The sequence below is a fragment of the Rhizobium sp. LARHSG275 genome (assembly GCF_052871115.1).
This window is the reverse complement of the sequence record NZ_JBIXJN010000038.1, coordinates 1-16,997: the sequence shown is the minus strand read 5'-3', so window position 1 is coordinate 16,997 and position 16,997 is coordinate 1. Positions and strand designations below refer to the sequence as shown.

Genomic DNA, 16,997 nt, shown 5'->3' with positions numbered 1-16,997 from the left:
CTATCGTTCCATTCCGAAGTTTTGGCTTCGGTTCTCAGTGAGCTGCTGTTCCATTGCCCGTGAAAGGCTCTGACTGTGCTGAAGATTTCGGATGCCGAGACCATCGCTACGGTCACGCAAGATGGACTCCACCTGTGGATCGCGCTCAAGGCTCTGAGCCATGTCGCGCATTTGCCCCTCGACTTGCCCGCGCGCATCATCGTGGTGCCAGCCGCGAAGCTCCTGCCGCTCGCTTTGTAGCTCCTGCCAACGGTCGACGAACCGTTCGGCCCTAACGTCCGGATCTGCCAGCGCAGCGCGCTCACGGTTCATGCCTGCGCTGAGCTGCTCCACACGTTCGCGGCCCGAAAGCTCGGTCATCGCCTGGCGTGCCTCAGGATCATGCCGCAACGCTGACGCCATCAGCGCCGATGCTCCGGGCTGCGCCTGGTCGAGCTGCTGGCCCGCCTGCTGCAATTCTCGACTCTGGGTCTCAAGGATCGGCAAGCCCTCGCGGTGATTCCGCTCGGCCGCGTCATAGGCCCGCGCATAACGATCTATAGCGCGTTCGACGTCGGATGGACGGGCCAGGCGCTCACGCTGCCTTTCCTGCGCCGGCGCCTCCTCCAGACACTCCCCTCTTGCCGGCTCGTCGTGGGCAGCTGAGGTTTCGCGTCCTGCATTGAGCTTCAAGCCATCGAACATGCTGCGCCGTGGTGTCTCGGTCTGCTCCGCCTTCTCCTGGGCCTGCTCCGAACGGTCTTGCACTGTCGGCCCCTCGGCCGCCGCGCTCCGCCCGAGCTTCAGGCCCTCGAACATGCCCCTACGCTGCGGCTGCGGCCGATCGTCGCCACGGTCCCGGGCGAGATCCTCGGGCAGCGGAGAAACCTGGTGAGGATCCTCGCCCCCTTTTTCGGCTTCGATGCCCGGCCGCTGCGCTTGATGCTCGGCCCGGGTTTGCTCCTGCGACTCACTGTCTGGACGTAGCTCGATCTCGCTCCGGACGCCCATTTGCTCCGCGATCCCGCGCCGCTCGGAAAAGTCTCGCGTGTAATCGAGCGTCGTTTCCTTCACGCCCGACCGGCTGAGCCGGTTTTCAAGCTGCCGGTATGCCAGCTCGCCGCCGTTATGCACCTTCCAGGCATTGCGCTCGGCTGTGGTGCCGTCTGGAAGACGCACCGTCTCCGATCCGCGATGCTCAAGGCCGATCTTTTCTCCAATCTCCGGTGCGGCTTCCTTCATGGCGCGCTCCAGATCCACGCCCCAAACCGTGTGTTTCTGACCGTGACCGTTTTCCAGCGTCACGAAATAACTGTTGCGGTTCCTCGGGTCGTGCTCGTAGGGCGCGGTGCCATGCTCGACCAGACGGCCGGCGTTCCGGTCGGCAAACTCGTCTTGTGCCGCATAGAGCTGCACGCCGTCGCGATGCCGCGTCATGGCGACATAAGTCAGATGCCGGTCCATCGTGCCCGACGCCATCACATAGGCGCGGTCGACCGTCGCGCCCTGGTTCTTGTGAATCGTCGTCGCATAGCCGTGGTCGACGGCGCGATATTCTTCCATCGGCACGCTGATGCTGTCACCCCTTCCCTTCCCGCCTGGGCCGTCGAGCTGCGCGACGATCATGGGGCCGGCACCCGGTCGGCCGGCATCGACGCGCTCGACCGTGCCAAGCATCCCGTTCTTGACGCCAAGGTCGCGGTCGTTCTCAAGGAACACGATGCGGTCGCCGGCCGCGAACGATCGTTTGCCGTCATTGGTCTGGAAAGTCAGCTCGCCGGCATCCTCGCCTTTCGCCAGCTCGCCACGCTCCTGCAGGGCCGATCTGATCTCGTCATTGATCGCCCGCACATCGGCCCGGCGATGTGCCATCGCAACGCGTGTGCCGTCCGGCCGCTCGCCCCGATCGGCAAGATAATCGTGCACGATCTCGCCCCGCGCGTCGTCCCGCGTCTCGCTAAGCCGAATATCACCATGCTCATGATAGGCGGCCAGGCCCTCGGCCGTCCGATGTGTGGCGAAGTCAACGGACGCCTCCCGCTGCCAGTCCACGCGCTGCCGACGAATCTCGGAAAGTTCGGCATGACCGATCTGCTCGGCAATGGCGCGGAACGGTGCGCCGGCCCCGATCGCCTGTAGCTGCTCATGGTCGCCGACAAAAACGATCTTCGCTCCGCGCGCATCGGCCTCGTTGATGAACCGGGAGAGCTGCCGGCTCCCGATCATGCCCGCCTCGTCGATTACGAACACGTCGCCGCGGTTAAGTCGACCGCGGTCGTTCTGCCAGCGATATTCATAGGACGCGAGCGTGCGACTCTGGATGCCGGAAGATTCCTCCAACCCCTCGGCCGCCTTGCCCGACAACGCCGCGCCGTGAACCGTGTAGCCCTGTGCCTCCCATGCTTCGCGCGCCGCCGAAAGCATCGTGCTCTTGCCGGCGCCGGCGTAACCGACGACGGCAGCGATCCGCTCCGGTCCGGTGATATGCTCGACCGCCCGTCGCTGCTCGTCGGAAAGTCGCGCCGACGGATCATCGGCGCTTGTTCGGATGGCGGTATCCTGCTTCTCTATCGCTCGATCGACATGATGTCGGTCGACGCTATGGCTCCGCGCATGTTTCATGACCTCCGCGCGGTCGGCCATGGCGTTTTCGATCTCGACCATTTCGCGGGTCGAGAAGCGCGCAAGCTCGATCTCGCCCGTCTCCGGATTGGCCCGCTCCGGCTGAAGCTCGACAAGTGCCGGCGACGCCATCACCTGCGCGAACGCATTCTGAAATGTCTGTGCGTCATCATTGATGTAGCGATGAAGCGTGCGCGCAATGTCGTGACGATCGAAGACGCTCTTCTCGTTCGTGATGATCGAAAGCACCTGCTCGGGCTTTTCCCGGATCAGCTCGGCATTACGATTGGCTGCGTCTTCATCGATCCGGCCGCGCGACACGTCACGCCCGCGCCGCTGCATCTGCGTCGAATGCACACCCATATGTTCGGTCGGCTCAAGTTCCAGACCGCGTTCCTGATGCGAGCGATGGTCGATCCGGATATCGTGCCCGGCCATAGCGAGATGCTGATTGGCATGGCTCTCCCACGATTGACGGATATCGCGCAGCTGCATATGCGAGGTCGGCAAGTCGTTTTTCAGGAGCCACTTGTTCTCCCGCTCAATGAAGGTTTTCTCGCCCAGCCCCTCCTCGTTCACCTGCCGCGTCGTCATCAAAAGATGGGCGTGGTGGTTTCTAACGTCGCTCGCATCATGCGGCCGGTGGATGGCGAAATCCACCCCCGCGCCGTAGCGGTTCGCCAGGTCCTGGGCGAACTCCCGCGTCAGCTCCAGGCGCTGCTCGGCCGTCAGCTCATGCGGCAATGCGATTTCAAATTCGCGGGCGACACGCGCGTCTTTCCGGCTTTCGGCGAATTCCGCCGCATTCCAAAGCTTCTCGCGGCTCTTCGCCCATTCCGCGCTAACGCCATCTGGAAGCACGATTTCCGCATGCTCCACACCCTCCTTGCGGGTGAAGTCATGCGTGATGCCATCGCGTTCGTTCGTCAGGCGCTCGCCGGCACGATAGGCCGCCGAGGCAACAGCGCTTCTGCCGCTGGCCCGCGTTACCGGCTTCATGCTTGCGTGATAGATCGCCAAACGCCGTCTGTCCTTTCCCGATTTACGATCGGCGCATCTGAGTTGCGCAGCAACTCGTAAGTGCGCCCTTAACCTCAATCGCTTCGCTCAATCGGCCACGGTGTGGCGCAAGCGCATAACGATGGAAGCATGAAATGCATGCCGCATTTTCAGCATCCCGGAGGCTGATTTTCAACCACAGCATGTACAAATATTTGTGAAACGCTGGAAAAATGCGGATCGCTGGTTAGAATACGCGCTGGAGGTGCGGATGAACGACAATCACAAATCGGAGGCAATGTCCCTGATCGAAATGCTGTCGGGCGACGAGCGCCTGACCGTCCTATGCAGCCATGGCGCCGATCCTGGCTGCGTCGAACTGGCGGCAAATATGATCCGTGCGAATACTCGCCTTCGCTACGTCGAGCTTCTGGACATCAGCGGCAACAAGATACTGGCCTATCGCGGCAATCACCCGGAGGAAGCGAGTTTCAGAATATGACGCAAGACACCCTCGCCCTGCTGATCGACGGCGATAACGCCAGCCCTAACATCGTTACCGGTCTGCTGGCCGAGATTGCCAACTATGGCATTGCTAGCGTCAAGCGCATCTATGGCGGCTGGACAAAACCCAATCTGAATGGCTGGAAGGCATGTTTGCTGGAGCACTCCATCCAGCCGGTCCAGCAGTTCGCCTACACGACGGGAAAAAATGCCACCGATGGCGCAATGATCATTGACGCCATGGATCTGCTTTACACTGGCCGCTTCTCCGGATTTTGCATCGTCTCAAGCGATAGCGACTTTGCGAGGCTTGCCGCGCGCATCCGCGAACAAGGCATCACTGTCTACGGTTTTGGCGAGCGTAAAACGCCTCGACCGTTCATCACCGCTTGTGACAAATTCGTCTATTTCGATGTGCTCGGCGAGCCAGCCGAAGAGGCGGGAGCAAGTGCCGTGCCGGGGCGCAAGGTCGCCGCCGCTCGAACGGCGATGAAGACACTGATCCCTGAGAAAACCGAGCCGGAGAAGGCCGTGCCGGCGCCGTCTGGGCCGGCGAAAGGAAAGCTCGACGATGCCACCTTGCAGATGCTTGAAAAGGCCGTATCCGCCTCGGCCGATGAAGATGGCCGCGCCCACCTCGGACGCGTCGGTACCCATCTCGCCAAACAGGCCCCCGATTTTGACGCTCGCAACTATGGCTTTGCCCGGCTGAGCGATTTAGCGGAGGCCTCCGGGATCCTCGATATCGAGCGCGTAGGCGATCATCCGAAGGTGGTCATGGTTAAGCTTAAAGCCAGACGCGGGTAAGCGATGCTGATCAGTCAGGGCGCCGATCTCTGGATGATGGCCAACTGGCGGGTTTCCCTGTTGGTGCTGGGCCCCGCCTTCCTGATGGGCCTGCAAAACGCAACCGTTACCCGAATCTCCGATGCCCGCGTGCGCGCCGCACCCTCGTGACGACGGCACGCGCCCATATAGCTGGCGGCCCGCCCAAAGGAAGCTGAAAATTTCCGCAACCATGAAAGGAGCAACCACTGTGCCAAGAAAGACGATCGAGGAACGGCTCGCCCAGCTCGAAGCACAGAAGAAAACCCTTCAGGCTCGTCTCAACAAGCAGGAACGCGCCAAGGATACACGCCGCAAGGTCCTACTCGGTGCGCTGGTTCTGCATCGCCTCGAAGCGGGCCGCGACGACTTTTCTAAAAATCTCGGTGACTGGTTGCGCCGCGAGCTGCCGGGCTTCCTCACCCGCGATGCTGACAGGGAAGTTCTTGACGATCTCCTGAAGCCAAGGGCGGCAAATGGTAGCGAGGCCACGTCATGAACCAGGCTACACTTGCATGGGCCGCCTTCAGAAACATGCTGCGCAAGGCGGCAAGCGATCCCGTATGGGCTATTATCAATATCGTCATATCGCCGTTCCGCACGGTCGTTTATTTTTACCAGGTCGGGCTTGGTTTTCTCGTAATCGCCATCATCCTCGCTGCGATCCCTTTCGCCATTCCCGAAGCCTGGTTTGTGTCCCGATGGATCGCCAATATAGTCGTGACGATCGTCATTCTCATCTTCGCCTTTCGGCTTCTTACCAATCCAATGATCGAACACTTCGGGGATATGGATGGGGATACGCACGGCACGGCTCGCTTCGCCACCAACAAGGAGGTCGCTCCCCTCACCCGCACTAGCTCGGGCCTGTTGATCGGCCGGGACAGCAAAACCGGAAAGCTGCTACGCTATGATGGACCGTCCCATCTGCTGACGATGGCGCCGACGCGCACTGGCAAGGGTGTGGGAACCATCATCCCGAATCTCCTGACCGCTGACCGCTCGGTGATCTGCATCGACCCCAAGGGCGAGAATGCCAGGATTGCCGGTCGTGCCCGTCGCCAGTTCGGCCCAGTCCACGTCCTCGATCCCTTCGGCGCGACGGCCGAACCGCTGGCCGCCTTCAATCCGCTGGACGCGCTTGATCCGAACGGCCTCGATGTCGCGGAAGACGCGAGCACACTCGCCGACGCCCTTGTCTTTGACGAACCAGGCATGGCCGGTGAGGCGCATTGGAACGAGGAGGCCAAGGCGCTCATCGGCGGAATGATCCTCCATATCGTCGCGCACGAGCCCCCCAGCCGGCGTTCGCTGGTCACTCTCCGGGAAAACCTCACCCTGGCACCTGAAGCCTTTACCGGGCTCATGAAGGAAATGCAGGACTCGACCGCCGCGGGTGGCCTGGTCGCCCGTGCCGCCAACCGCCATCTCGGAAAATCCGATCGCGAAGCGGCCGGCGTCCTCTCGGCCGCCCAGCGCCATACCCATTTCCTCGACTCGCCGCGCATGGCCCGCGTGCTCGGTCGGTCGGACTTCTGGTTTGCCGATCTCAAGAGCCGCACCGCGACGGTCTTCCTCGTGCTGCCGCCCGATCGCCTCTCGACCTATTCGCGCTGGCTGCGCCTGCTTGTGACGCAAAGTTTGCTCGAAATGGCCCGCGCCCCCGGTAAGCCTGCCGTGCCGGTCCTCTACCTACTGGATGAGTTCGCCTCTCTCGGGCACCTGGCTCCCGTCGAGCGCGCCATGGGCCTCATGGCTGGCTACGGTGTTCAGCTCTGGCCGATCCTGCAGGACGTCCACCAGCTGCGCGCCACCTACGGGCAGCGGGCCGGCACCTTCCTATCCAATGCCGGCGTCCTGCAGGTTTTCGGCGTCAATGACCACGAAAGCGCCCGCCTCGTTTCCGACATGCTTGGGCAATCGACCGTCGTCTTCGAAAGCATGGGCCGCGCGCTCGATTCCGATAAGACGGGGATCTCCTACGGCGAACAGCATGTCGGCCGCCCGTTGCTGACACCCGACGAGGTCCGCAACCTGCCACAATACACCGAACTACTGTTCCTCGCCGGACAGCGGCCGATCGTTGCCGGCAAACTCGCCTATTATAGCGACCGGGAGTTCAAGGGAACGTTCGATCGTATCTGACGCGCCAATCGGAGGGAATATGTCAACCGAACTGGAGATATTAGTGGAGAATGCCGGCGTGGTGGAAACGATGCGCCAATTGCTGGAGGCACCGGACAAATTCAAAACGTCCCGTTCGGCAGTCGAACAGCGCTTTTCCGTTGTCTCATCGTTTCTGCTCATGCCGACCAGGCGGGCCAAGGACCTGTACAAGATGGTCAGCGCGGTCGCCGCTCTGGGCGACATTGTGCGTTCCCCGGATGAAAAGCTTGACCGGATCGCCGATGGCTCGGTTTCAGACAGTGAGCGCGCAACTGGCCTCGCGCGGCTGAGCACCTGCATCGCAGACGCTGGAATCATCGTCGCGCTCGAACAGGCGATCGCATCCCCTGCCCTGTTCGGACTTACCGAAGCTGAAATTGCCTACAAGTTGCAAAACATAAAGAGGGTGATGGCTATATCTGACGGCGCCATTGGGACCGTGCACACCCTGGAAACCGCATTGGGGAGATTAAGCCCGAAGAACGAGAATCGTCCCGGCGCTGACGTACCGGGGCATTGTCACGGGCGGCCCTCCGGCTCTCTACCGCCCAACTGAAAGAGCGTTCGCCTCCGGGCCGGACGCGACTATCGTCGCGCAATCAGGCGATCGCCTGTAATCCCTTGTTCCGTATAACAGTCAGCAAACGCAGAGCAGGACCGCTTGGCCTTTTAACGCCGCGTTCCCAATCTGACACCAGCCCCTTGCTAACGTTGAGATATCGGGCAAACACCGGCTGAGAAATGCTCTCGCGCTCACGGATAGTGCGAATTTCCTCCGGGGTTAGCGGCTCCACGGTTGTCAGGCACCCTTCATCAAATTCACGCATCGTCCGTTTGTCGATCGCGCCGGACTCGTAGAATCCCTCTATCATTTCATGGACGGCTGCCAGTGCCTCACTCTTGTAAGTCTTTGTCATCGCATTTCACCTCTAGCATTCGACCCGCATCGACTTCCGCTTTCATTTGCGCGTCTGTAAATCCCAAGACGAGTTTCGCGGCCTTTTTCATGTAAGCTTCATCCCCAGCATCGAGATTGGCCATATCACTCTTCGCAAACCCGAATGCAAAGACCGCTCTCGTTTGCGCTCGAAAGAAAACCAGTGTCCGGAATCCGCCAGACTTCCCAGCGCCGGGCCGAGCAACGCGCTGCTTGATAAGGCCAGCTCCTAGATCGGCATCAATCTGGCCGCGTTCGGCGCGCGCAACAGCCTCGCAAAGCATCGCGTCAGAGATTTTCTCTTTCCGGGCAAACTTCTGAAACCAACCGTTTTTAAAAACTCTCACGAGATTTCCTACACCCTAAATATAACACCGAGCGTTACACTTCAAGAGCGTCACTTCGCATCATTCCTAAGAGCAGCGACTGCGCGCTCGATGGTCTCAGCCAGCGTGATCTCATGCTGATCCGCATAGTTGTAAATCGCCTCGATCGTCTCTGCCCGAAGGCGTGTAGCGAATTGTTCTGTACGTCCTGTTTTTCGACGTGTTCTACGGGTGGCTCGGATGGAAACTACTGTTTCGGAAGCGGAAGCCTTGGGCGTTTCTCGGAACCCTGCAGCTCTGGTGGCAGCCTTCACAGCATCACTGTCGACAGGCGGCGCTGGCGTATCGTTTAGATTTCCGAAATCGAGGGTCGCTCGCTTCTTGTCTTCGCTACTCATGCACCCTCTCCTTTCAAAACGTTGATAACTGCCTGAGCAAATTCGCGACCATTTTCCTTGGCGCTCTCCAATCCCGACACATCGGATCGTTCCAGATCGTGAAGAATTCCGCCAAGAGAAAACAACGCCCGGTACGCGGCACGGTCAATAAGAGTTGCAGGTAAAACTGGTATGGCCGCGTCGGAAAACTGCCGGTCGATATCTCGCGCGGTCCGCTCGCGAATAGCTGGCGGGACGCGCGTGAAGAAAACCCTGTAAGGAATCTCCCGATTGGCAACCTTCCGCATCTGGTGAACCAGCTTCACGGACTTAGCGGCCTCTGACGCGTCAAGAACGGAGCTTTGGAGCGGAATTAAAACGAGATCCGAACGGGCAATCGCAAAACCAATTCGGTCGGTGGCGGTTCCTTCCAGATCAACAATGACAAAATCGGCGTTTGCCCGGGCTTCCTCGATCGTATCGATGATGGTTTCGGCGGAATCGTCAATCATAAGCTGCAGTGTTTCCGGCGTCCCCTTCAGGCGGGCCCAGGCTTCAAGCGGGCGGTTGGGGTCGGCGTCGATCAGAACCACCTTGCGACCGGCGGCAGCGAATTCGCCGGCAAGTACGACAGCAGATGTTGTTTTCCCGACTCCGCCTTTGCTCGACACGAATGAAATGACTGGCATGAAGCATCTCCGAAACTGCTAATCAGCAGAAAGCTAGCAGATGTGTATTTACAAACAATTTACATGCAGCTTGCTATCAGCCAATAAAAAGCTAGCAGCTTACAAGCTGCTAAGTTGTTTTATCCGGCCTTTCTTCCCCACCCTTTTCAAAAGCCATAGGACATCGACAGCACGTGCGATGGTGCGTTTTTAGGATGCTGTTGTTGCCGTGCCGACCCGCACGTAACGCGGGTCGGAACCGCCGCAGGGCCTCGTAAGAGGCCCGGACAGCGGCGTCCGCTTATTTTCGTCTATTAGTTATAGAACCAAATAGGGATTCAGTCTGTCTGGCGGACTCACGTAGAGTGATTGCCTTTCCAAGGCGGGCAAGCGCCTGCCCCAAGGGATTGTTGCCAACATCAAATAGTGTTCTCTCCTCGATATCGAGCGACGCCCGATGCGCCTCGATACCCGCAGCACGTTCCGCCTCGGCCTGAACATGATCGTCCGGAAGGGGAGGGGTCACGCCCCAACGTCCAAGGAGTTGCCGCGCGCGATCTGGCAAGGACATGCGATAGGCGTTACTGGTTTGCTGAACCTGTGGGCCGCGTCCCTCGTTGCCTGTCGGCTGATAGCGCCGCAGCCAGTCGAGGAAACCATGGGCGCGCAAGTTCCTCAGCGCCCGCACGATCGCGTCACGTGATCGCCTGAGCTTCAGCATGAGCGTGTCGATCGACGGTTCCAACCGGCCGGTGCGGAAATCAACGAGATTGGCAAATAGCTCCAGCAACTCGATCGCCACGCCCCCCAAGGGGCCATTGCGTGCGCCTGGCTGTCGGCCTGCCAGTTCGTAGCGGCGTGCGGCCAACACGATCGTGCGCACGTCCTGCCGGTTCGTCCGTCGCCAGAATACACCTTCGCAGCGGCCGCGCGCACGGCTCTGCCGCCGAACAGGTGTGCGTTCCCGTTCGGCCGGCGCTCCTGCGAGCACCGTCCCAATCTGTTCAAACATGGTCTTTTCCGCCTCCTTTTCAGGCGGGCACGACTGTGGACAGCGGACAAAGATTCATCGTTCCTGCAAAGGACACCCCTTGCAGGTTCGTGAACACTCGGCTATTTTGAGGCTAGAAATTGCGGGCCTCAAAAGCCGATGTCGTAACTGACCGAAAACCCCTAGCCGTTACCAGCGGCGAGGGGTTTTTTCGTTATGCCCTCATTTCATTTTCAACAAACGCCTTTAAAGCTAACTCAAACACTTGCGCCCGCGACGCCAGCCCGCGTTCTGTCTTGATCTTATCAAGACAGTCCACAAGATCGGTGGGAAGATCGGTACTTACGTACACTCGCCCTGCCTCACGCAAACGCTGGCGATGGGCTGCCACTTTTTCTCTGACTGGTTTCGCTGTGCTCATCGTTACATGAAACTGCGATTCGGACTGATTCTGCAAGGTGCAAATCTGCAGTGGCATCTTTTAGTGGTCACTCACCCGGAAGACGAAGGGGTGGGTGGAGAGATTGAGAGGCGGGGCGCGGGCGCCTCTCAACTGGTTCAGGGCGGGTCGATCCCGACCAGAACCAGCCCGGCGACAAATGAAATAATAATAAAACAGATTATAAGCAGCTATCTTTTTATAAGCAAAACCCGGCGCGGAAACGCGCCGGATGAGACTAATAGGAAAAGAAGCCGGTTGTAGCCCAATCCATATTATTCGGCGGCGATCGCCAGCGGTGCGGCTTTATTCGCCTTCCTGCGCGTCCTCGATGGGCGAGCGCAGGGGAACGGGAAGCCACGCTTTTCCGGCAAGGGCCTTTTCCGCCAGCTCCACGGCCTCGGTCTTCGGCGCCCTGGTCGTCGCTTTGATGGCGCATTTCGCGCAACCGGCGTCTTCCATCACCTCGGCAATCTGCGCCTTGGACAAACGGGAGAGGAAGGGGGCTCTCGCCTCCCAATGCTTGTTCATGTCGAGTTTCAGGGCTGCGGCCAGCTGATCGGCATGGGCCAGCCGTTCGCGGTCATGATCGTGCTTCGCCTCGACGGCGTTGATATTGGCGGCGGTGACGACCGCCAGCAGTTCGAGAAGACCGTGCAATGGCTGCTCCAACAGCCATTCCCAAAGATCGCCCGGATTACCGGGTAGCTTATAGCCCCACGTTTCGTGGATGCGGGTCCATTCGTTGAGTGCATCGCAAGCGTCCGTTTCCTTGATCGAAGGGGCGAGGTCTTTCACCTGCCCGTTGATCTCGATGGCGGAACCGATCCGCCAATAGCCGTTCCCGGTCAGGAAGGTTTTCAGGACGAGCGGATAGAGCATGACGGCAAGCGCCAGTTCGGGCCGCTGAGTCAGTTCATTGCGCATGGCGGCGGTGCGGATCGCCGTCAGTTCCTCGATCAGCGCGGCGGAAAAGGCCATGGGCTGTTCGTCGGTTTCGTCGTCGCCATGCTTTGCACTTGCAGAAACGGCAGGGATGGTTCCAGCACTCACGCTTTCATCATCCTGACCGGCATCACCGTTTGCGGCGTCCGGATTGCGCAAGGCGCGCAGCGCGGCCAGATCGTCGGGCTGAACAAGCCCCTGCTCGATATGCATGGTGCCATCGTGCGCAATGGTGACGATGCAACCGGCCAGCGCCTTTTCCTCGGCATCGTAGACCTTTCCCGCACTCTTGATATCCTCGATGCGCTGTTCGATCCGGGCAAGTTCGGCCTCGTCGGCATCAATGGCCGGATCGCCATCGGCATAGTCCTCGATCCGGCCCGCGATCTCATCGAACTGTTCGACAAGACCGGCAAGCTCGGTCTGCTCGGCTTCGGTCGGGGCATGGCTGATAGGGAAGATACGGGCGAAACCGCCATTATGGATGGCCGATGTTCCGAGGTTGGTATCAACCCATTTCCATCCCCTGATTTTCAGGGATTCTGCTTTCTGTTCGAGCGCCTTTTTTGCCAACTTTGTCAGCAAGGCTCGATCCGTCAGGAAGGTGCTATCGGCCTCGGAAAACAGGTCACGCGCGATCGTGCCACCCGCCGCTTCGTAAGCCTCGACCCCGACGAACAGGGCAAGTTTGTCAGTGCTACGGACATGATCGCGGGTCAGCATGGCGCGAAGCGAATGCGGATCACGGTTCCATGACTGTGTGTCGAACCATGCCCGGTCCTGTGCGTCGTGGTCGTCGCTGATCGCCAGAGCCTTGGCCTGATCAATACGGATTGCATCGTCGCGCAAAGCCCCTAGAATTTTAGGGGAAAGATTGGCAAGCTTGAGCCTCTGGCGCACGGTGACGACCGACTGGCCGAAACGGGCGGCGATGGTCTCCGGGGTCATGCCTTCCTCGATCAGCTGACGATAGGCCAGAATCTCATCGCAGATGTGCATGGCCTCGCGCTGCGTGTTCTCGGCAAGGGAAACCTCCGTGTCGTTGGCCTCGCCGCTGCGCAGATTGCACGGAATGACGGCGCTTTTGTCGATCTTGCCCTGTGCGACGAGGTGGAGCAGGGCAGCAAAGCGCCGCGCTCCCGCAACCACCTCGTACTTATTGCCCCTAGTGGTCTTCCTGACGGTCAGATTCTGGATCAGCCCATGCGCCTCGATACTGGCTGCAAGTTCCGGGATGGTCATGGCGGCATTGCGTTTGCGCACGTTTTTCGAACTGGCGACCAACTTGGAAAGCGGAATCTGCTGTGTGTCATGCATGAGGGAGGTAACCGGGGCCGCTGCGGCGACCTCGATGGCGATGGTTTCGGCAGTTTCGGGCATGGTGATAACGTTCATGGGATTGGTCCTCATGTTGGTGTGATCGGAAAATATCAGTGGGGGAGGGGCGGCCGTCAGGCGTAGCCGGTCCAGTTGATCGGGCGACCGTCCCAAAGGAAGGCGGTTCGCACATTGTCGATGCGCACAGATTTGGAGCGCCCGTTAACGCGGCGGCGCAGGAGCTGGCCGGTGAAGGCGTCCAGATGGGGAACGACCTTGCCGGTCATCCAGGGTTCATCGCCCTTGTCGGCAGAGATTTGTCCGACCTCGCGGACCTCGACCATGTGTGCGCCGATGATGGCGGTCACCTGATAGAAATTGATGTTGGTCTGGTCGTAACCCCATGAGGCATAAAGGACATGGCCGGTCTCGAAACCGTGCGGTTTCTTGCGCTCGTCGCGACGCTCCTGCTTCCATTCCGACCAGCGCCGCCGCCCCTCGAAATGCTGGCGGATTTTGTGTTCGCGGGCCTCGGTGCTGGCAAAGCTATGATGCCAGTCGGGCTTTGCGGCCTTGCCGTGGAAGGCCATGGCGGCGGGTCGTCCCTTATGGCTGGTGTAGATATAGACAATGCCGTCGCTGGCCTTGTCGGCGATCTTAACGGAACCGCTCGGGATGTAGAATTCGCGGGAGGGAGCGAAGCGCATCATTCGGCGTCCTCCCACTCGTCGGCATAGACGGCGGCCGAGCCGATCCCGGCGACGTGACGGGCGCATGTACCGCCGCAAATACCGTCTTCATAGGCCGGAAAATACCGGTCATAGGCGGCATCGAAATCCGGCAAGTCGGCGTTGAGTCGCGCCAGCTCCCCCGCGAAGCTGAAAAACCATTCCTCGAAAGTAGGTTCGCACATTCCCTTGTCCTTTCCTTTTTGGACTGCGAAGCAGGACCTCGTCCTGCTTCCCGGGGCCGCGCGAGCGGTGGGTTGGAGGGGGAAAATAGCCTTCGCGGGGAACCAGCTGCACGGAACGCAGCGCAAGCGCAGTGGAGGAAGCTGGGCGGAAGGCTATTTTGGGGGCGAGAAGGGCAAGGCCCTCGGTTCCCCCACCAGGCAAACGAACTCGCGCAATCGCGCGTCATCTCCCGGCAAGGATGCCGGATGCACGAAGGATCGTCACCGCGTCACCGCTCGTCGGCGGAAACCCGAACCGGGGCTCCGTGGAGCTGCGGCACGGCCGCGGCGGAATAGAGCCTGGTCACGGAGAGACGTGCCCATGAGTTTTCCGGTGATGATAGGTTGAGGATCATTATACCCACTTGCTCTTTACGCAATTTTTTAATATATAAATCCTGTATTTTGCAATTCGACGCGGAGCGCACTGTGGAGCACTATATCAAAAGACGGTTCCCGCCGGCCTTGTTCAAGAATCTCTTCCTCGATCTGGAAGACCGGTTGAGCGCTTCCGCACTCAAGGCCTTTACGATGGTACGCGACCACGCAGGCCTCGACCCCAAGCCAAGCCGAGAACTGGAGGGGCATGCCCGCTTTCGCATGATGGAGAAGGCGTTTCGGGAAACCTGTGAACTTCACGGTGGCAAGTTGCTCGAAAACGGCATCATCCCACTCACCGATTTGAAGATCTTCCAGCCTTTCATGCGGTTTGAGGTCAACGGGCAGGGGATCATCTTCGGTCTTGCAGCCATGCCGGAGCCGAAAGCGCTGCCCGTGAAGAACGTGTCGCGCAAGGCTGGCGTAACGCTCAACTACTACCTCTCCCCGCGCCTCGACCTTGATGGAACAGGGCCCAAGACCGGCGACATTTTTGTCCTGTTCCTTGTGGCTCGTGACCGTGAGCGGGGCGGAAAGATCAGCGAATTCGCCATCGGTGTGATCGATGCGGCCTACGAGCAATATCTTTTCTACGAGCCGCTCGACAAATACCTTGAAGGTTATGCCGATGAGCCGGTAATCGCTCCGGCGCCGTCGTCTGGTGCTGGTGCGAAGAAACCGATCATCAGTTTGAAGAAGACGATCAAACCATTTGTACCACCAGAGCAGCCTGACGGCGCCAATGACAACGACAGAGATACGAAGTGACCCGTGCTGATAAAGCCGGGGAAGGAAATGCATGCGTGTAGGAACTCCGGGATTCGTCCCTGAAAGATTGATCGAGGCGAGAGCAGCACGAAGAATTATAAGCAAGAAGGCATTGGCCACCCTGATCAGCGTCAACCCCAGCACGGTCACCCGCTGGGAGGACGGGACCAGCGCCCCTGATGCCGATGCCTTAGCTGAGTTGGCAGCTCACCTTCACGTTCGCAGAGAGTTTTTTCTTAGACCGGTCGCCAACAGCGACCGGCCTCTGTTTTACCGCACCTTGGCATCGACCTTGGTGAAAGATCTGAACTACCAGGAATCCCAGATGCACTGGCTGCAGGAAATCAGCAGTATCGTGGAGCATTATGTGGATTTCCCGGAGGTCGATATTCCGGACGTATTACAGGGTGCCTCCTATAAGCAGCTCCGCGACGAGGACATCGAGCAGATCGCCTCTGACCTGCGCACGCATTGGAGCGTTGGTGATGGACCCTGCATTGATATGATGCCGCTGCTCGAGCGGATCGGATGCATTGTCGGTTCCATTGAGATGGGGACTTCAAAGCTGGATGGCCTGTGCAGCTGGGCTCAAGGAGGCAATCGGCCGCATATTTTGCTGTCCACGGACAAGATGTCGTTCCCGCGCCGGCAGATGGATGCTGCGCACGAACTCGGTCATGCGATCCTGCATCGCCACGTTTCCGAGGAAGAGCTGAAAAAGGATCTCAAGGAAATCGAGCGCCAGGCGTTTCGGTTTGCGAGCGCATTCCTGATGCCCGCAACGACATATTCCTATGAGGTAAAGAGCGCGTCGCTTGCGTCTCTGCTGTCCCTGAAGGAGCGCTGGCGGGTTTCGGTAAAAGCGCAGATACGGCGCCTTTCGGATCTGGACATCATCCCTACTGACCATGCGACGTCACTGTATAAGCTGTATTCGGCCAAGGGATGGAGCCGGGAAGAGCCTCTGGACAAGAACTGGCCAATCTCGGAGCCGACAGTTCTTGCCAACGCCCTGCAGCTGATCGTCGACTCTGCCGTGCGCAGCAAATCGGACCTCCTGAGCGTAGAATTCACCATGAAGGCAGGCGACATAGAAAACCTTACCGCCTTGCCGCCAGGATGGTTCTCAAGAAATGCGGAAGTCATAGGCCTCAAGCTTCGTGATACCGCTCCGGATCGCATCCCTGGTGAAGCTTCAACCATTTTGCCCTTCCCATCGCGGAAGTGATAGTCCCGCAAGATAGGAAGAAACGGTGCTTTCAGGATCACCCTTTTAGCAACGGGAAGGCTAAGTCGATGACGAACTAAGTTGGAACTTTAGGGCGCGATCTGACTTGTCTCTTGCATTTGTATCTCAATTGAGATACAACGTCGGCACCAAGGAGACCCAAATGAGCACTCAAACTTCAATGCTTCACGTTCGTATCGATGATCAGCTGAAGCAAAATGCCTCAGAGGTACTGGCAAACTTCGGCCTTACAATCTCAGACGCGGTAAGGATTCTCCTCACCCGAATTGAAAAAGAAGGCGCGCTCCCAGCAGGCCTAACGACCGACCCTGAGACTTACGACCAGTGGTTTCGTAGCAAAGTTAGGGAGGCGATGGAGGATACGAGCCCAGGCATACCCCACGCTGAGGTCGCAGCAGAGATCAGAGGCATTCTCGCAAAGAAAAGAAAATGAGAAGGTTTTGGCGCGTGCTCACGCGCCAAAACCCCATTTTTACGGCCACTGCTGAGCAGAGTGCAGAAGGCGGAAAATGAAAACGTCTGTCTCGCTGACCGTGTAGATCACCACATACTTTC

At 59.2% G+C, this 16,997-nt stretch carries 18 protein-coding genes; 9 read left to right on the top strand and 9 right to left on the bottom strand.

What is annotated here, in order from left to right; all coding sequences use genetic code 11:
• On the bottom strand, positions 1-3,621 hold the full coding sequence (gene traA / locus ACIPSK_RS31800; protein WP_446533112.1) for a Ti-type conjugative transfer relaxase TraA: 3,621 nt from the start codon (positions 3,619-3,621) through the stop codon (positions 1-3).
• Between the two features lie 196 nt (positions 3,622-3,817).
• On the opposite strand from traA, the gene ACIPSK_RS31795 reads away from it, so the two are divergent.
• The 6 genes from ACIPSK_RS31795 (at position 3,818) to ACIPSK_RS31770 (ending at position 7,651) form a co-directional block, all read left to right on the top strand.
• Positions 3,818-4,102 carry a hypothetical protein gene (locus ACIPSK_RS31795; protein WP_446533111.1) on the top strand — a complete coding sequence of 95 codons (285 nt, stop codon included), beginning with the start codon at positions 3,818-3,820 and terminating at the stop codon, positions 4,100-4,102.
• The gene (locus ACIPSK_RS31790) at positions 4,099-4,911 is read left to right on the top strand and encodes an NYN domain-containing protein (protein WP_446533110.1); all 813 of its coding nucleotides are present in this window, start codon (positions 4,099-4,101) and stop codon (positions 4,909-4,911) included. The genes ACIPSK_RS31795 and ACIPSK_RS31790 overlap by 4 nt, the downstream gene beginning before the upstream one ends.
• A 3-nt stretch (positions 4,912-4,914) precedes the next feature.
• Positions 4,915-5,061: a hypothetical protein gene (locus tag ACIPSK_RS31785; protein WP_446533109.1), complete on the top strand. Its 147-nt coding sequence runs from the start codon at positions 4,915-4,917 to the stop codon at positions 5,059-5,061.
• Between the two features lie 79 nt (positions 5,062-5,140).
• Complete coding sequence (locus ACIPSK_RS31780; RefSeq protein WP_113336939.1) at positions 5,141-5,428, top strand: mobilization protein; 288 nt, start codon at positions 5,141-5,143, stop codon at positions 5,426-5,428.
• Positions 5,425-7,074 carry a type IV secretory system conjugative DNA transfer family protein gene (locus ACIPSK_RS31775; protein WP_446533108.1) on the top strand — a complete coding sequence of 550 codons (1,650 nt, stop codon included), beginning with the start codon at positions 5,425-5,427 and terminating at the stop codon, positions 7,072-7,074. The genes ACIPSK_RS31780 and ACIPSK_RS31775 overlap by 4 nt, the downstream gene beginning before the upstream one ends.
• 19 nt (positions 7,075-7,093) lie before the next feature.
• Entirely contained in the window at positions 7,094-7,651 is a 558-nt protein-coding gene (locus ACIPSK_RS31770) for a hypothetical protein (RefSeq protein WP_446533107.1), read from the top strand.
• Positions 7,652-7,694: 43 nt separating this feature from the next.
• Here the strand turns inward: ACIPSK_RS31770 and ACIPSK_RS31765 are convergent, their stop codons facing one another.
• The 8 genes from ACIPSK_RS31765 to ACIPSK_RS31730 form a co-directional block, all read right to left on the bottom strand.
• Positions 7,695-8,012, bottom strand: a complete 318-nt coding sequence (locus ACIPSK_RS31765; protein ID WP_446533106.1) for a helix-turn-helix domain-containing protein — start codon at positions 8,010-8,012, stop codon at positions 7,695-7,697.
• A complete protein-coding gene (locus ACIPSK_RS31760) occupies positions 7,990-8,379 on the bottom strand; it encodes a type II toxin-antitoxin system RelE/ParE family toxin (protein WP_046802295.1) in 390 nt (129 codons plus the stop codon). Before ACIPSK_RS31760 ends, ACIPSK_RS31765 begins: the two co-directional genes overlap by 23 nt.
• A gap of 50 nt (positions 8,380-8,429) precedes the next feature.
• Positions 8,430-8,756 (bottom strand): stability/partitioning determinant, encoded by a 327-nt coding sequence (locus ACIPSK_RS31755; protein ID WP_446533105.1) that lies wholly within the window; start codon positions 8,754-8,756, stop codon positions 8,430-8,432.
• A complete protein-coding gene (locus tag ACIPSK_RS31750) occupies positions 8,753-9,424 on the bottom strand; it encodes an AAA family ATPase (protein WP_446533104.1) in 672 nt (223 codons plus the stop codon). The genes ACIPSK_RS31755 and ACIPSK_RS31750 overlap by 4 nt, the downstream gene beginning before the upstream one ends.
• 280 nt (positions 9,425-9,704) lie before the next feature.
• Positions 9,705-10,415, bottom strand: coding sequence for a helix-turn-helix domain-containing protein (locus ACIPSK_RS31745; RefSeq protein ID WP_446533103.1), 711 nt, complete (start codon positions 10,413-10,415; stop codon positions 9,705-9,707).
• Between the two features lie 724 nt (positions 10,416-11,139).
• Entirely contained in the window at positions 11,140-13,173 is a 2,034-nt protein-coding gene (locus ACIPSK_RS31740) for a ParB/RepB/Spo0J family partition protein (protein WP_446533102.1), read from the bottom strand.
• A gap of 56 nt (positions 13,174-13,229) precedes the next feature.
• A complete protein-coding gene (locus tag ACIPSK_RS31735; RefSeq protein ID WP_446533101.1) occupies positions 13,230-13,805 on the bottom strand; it encodes a hypothetical protein in 576 nt (191 codons plus the stop codon).
• A complete protein-coding gene (locus tag ACIPSK_RS31730) occupies positions 13,802-14,008 on the bottom strand; it encodes a hypothetical protein (protein ID WP_446533100.1) in 207 nt (68 codons plus the stop codon). Before ACIPSK_RS31730 ends, ACIPSK_RS31735 begins: the two co-directional genes overlap by 4 nt.
• Positions 14,009-14,476: 468 nt before the next feature.
• Here ACIPSK_RS31730 and ACIPSK_RS31725 point away from each other — a divergent pair, with 468 nt between their 5' ends.
• From ACIPSK_RS31725 to ACIPSK_RS31715, 3 genes are all read left to right on the top strand, one after another.
• Positions 14,477-15,193 carry a hypothetical protein gene (locus ACIPSK_RS31725; RefSeq protein ID WP_446533099.1) on the top strand — a complete coding sequence of 239 codons (717 nt, stop codon included), beginning with the start codon at positions 14,477-14,479 and terminating at the stop codon, positions 15,191-15,193.
• Between the two features lie 31 nt (positions 15,194-15,224).
• Positions 15,225-16,421, top strand: coding sequence for an ImmA/IrrE family metallo-endopeptidase (locus tag ACIPSK_RS31720; RefSeq protein ID WP_446533098.1), 1,197 nt, complete (start codon positions 15,225-15,227; stop codon positions 16,419-16,421).
• Between the two features lie 163 nt (positions 16,422-16,584).
• Positions 16,585-16,875 carry a type II toxin-antitoxin system RelB/DinJ family antitoxin gene (locus tag ACIPSK_RS31715; RefSeq protein ID WP_131624483.1) on the top strand — a complete coding sequence of 97 codons (291 nt, stop codon included), beginning with the start codon at positions 16,585-16,587 and terminating at the stop codon, positions 16,873-16,875.
• Positions 16,876-16,997: the final 122 nt, after the last annotated feature.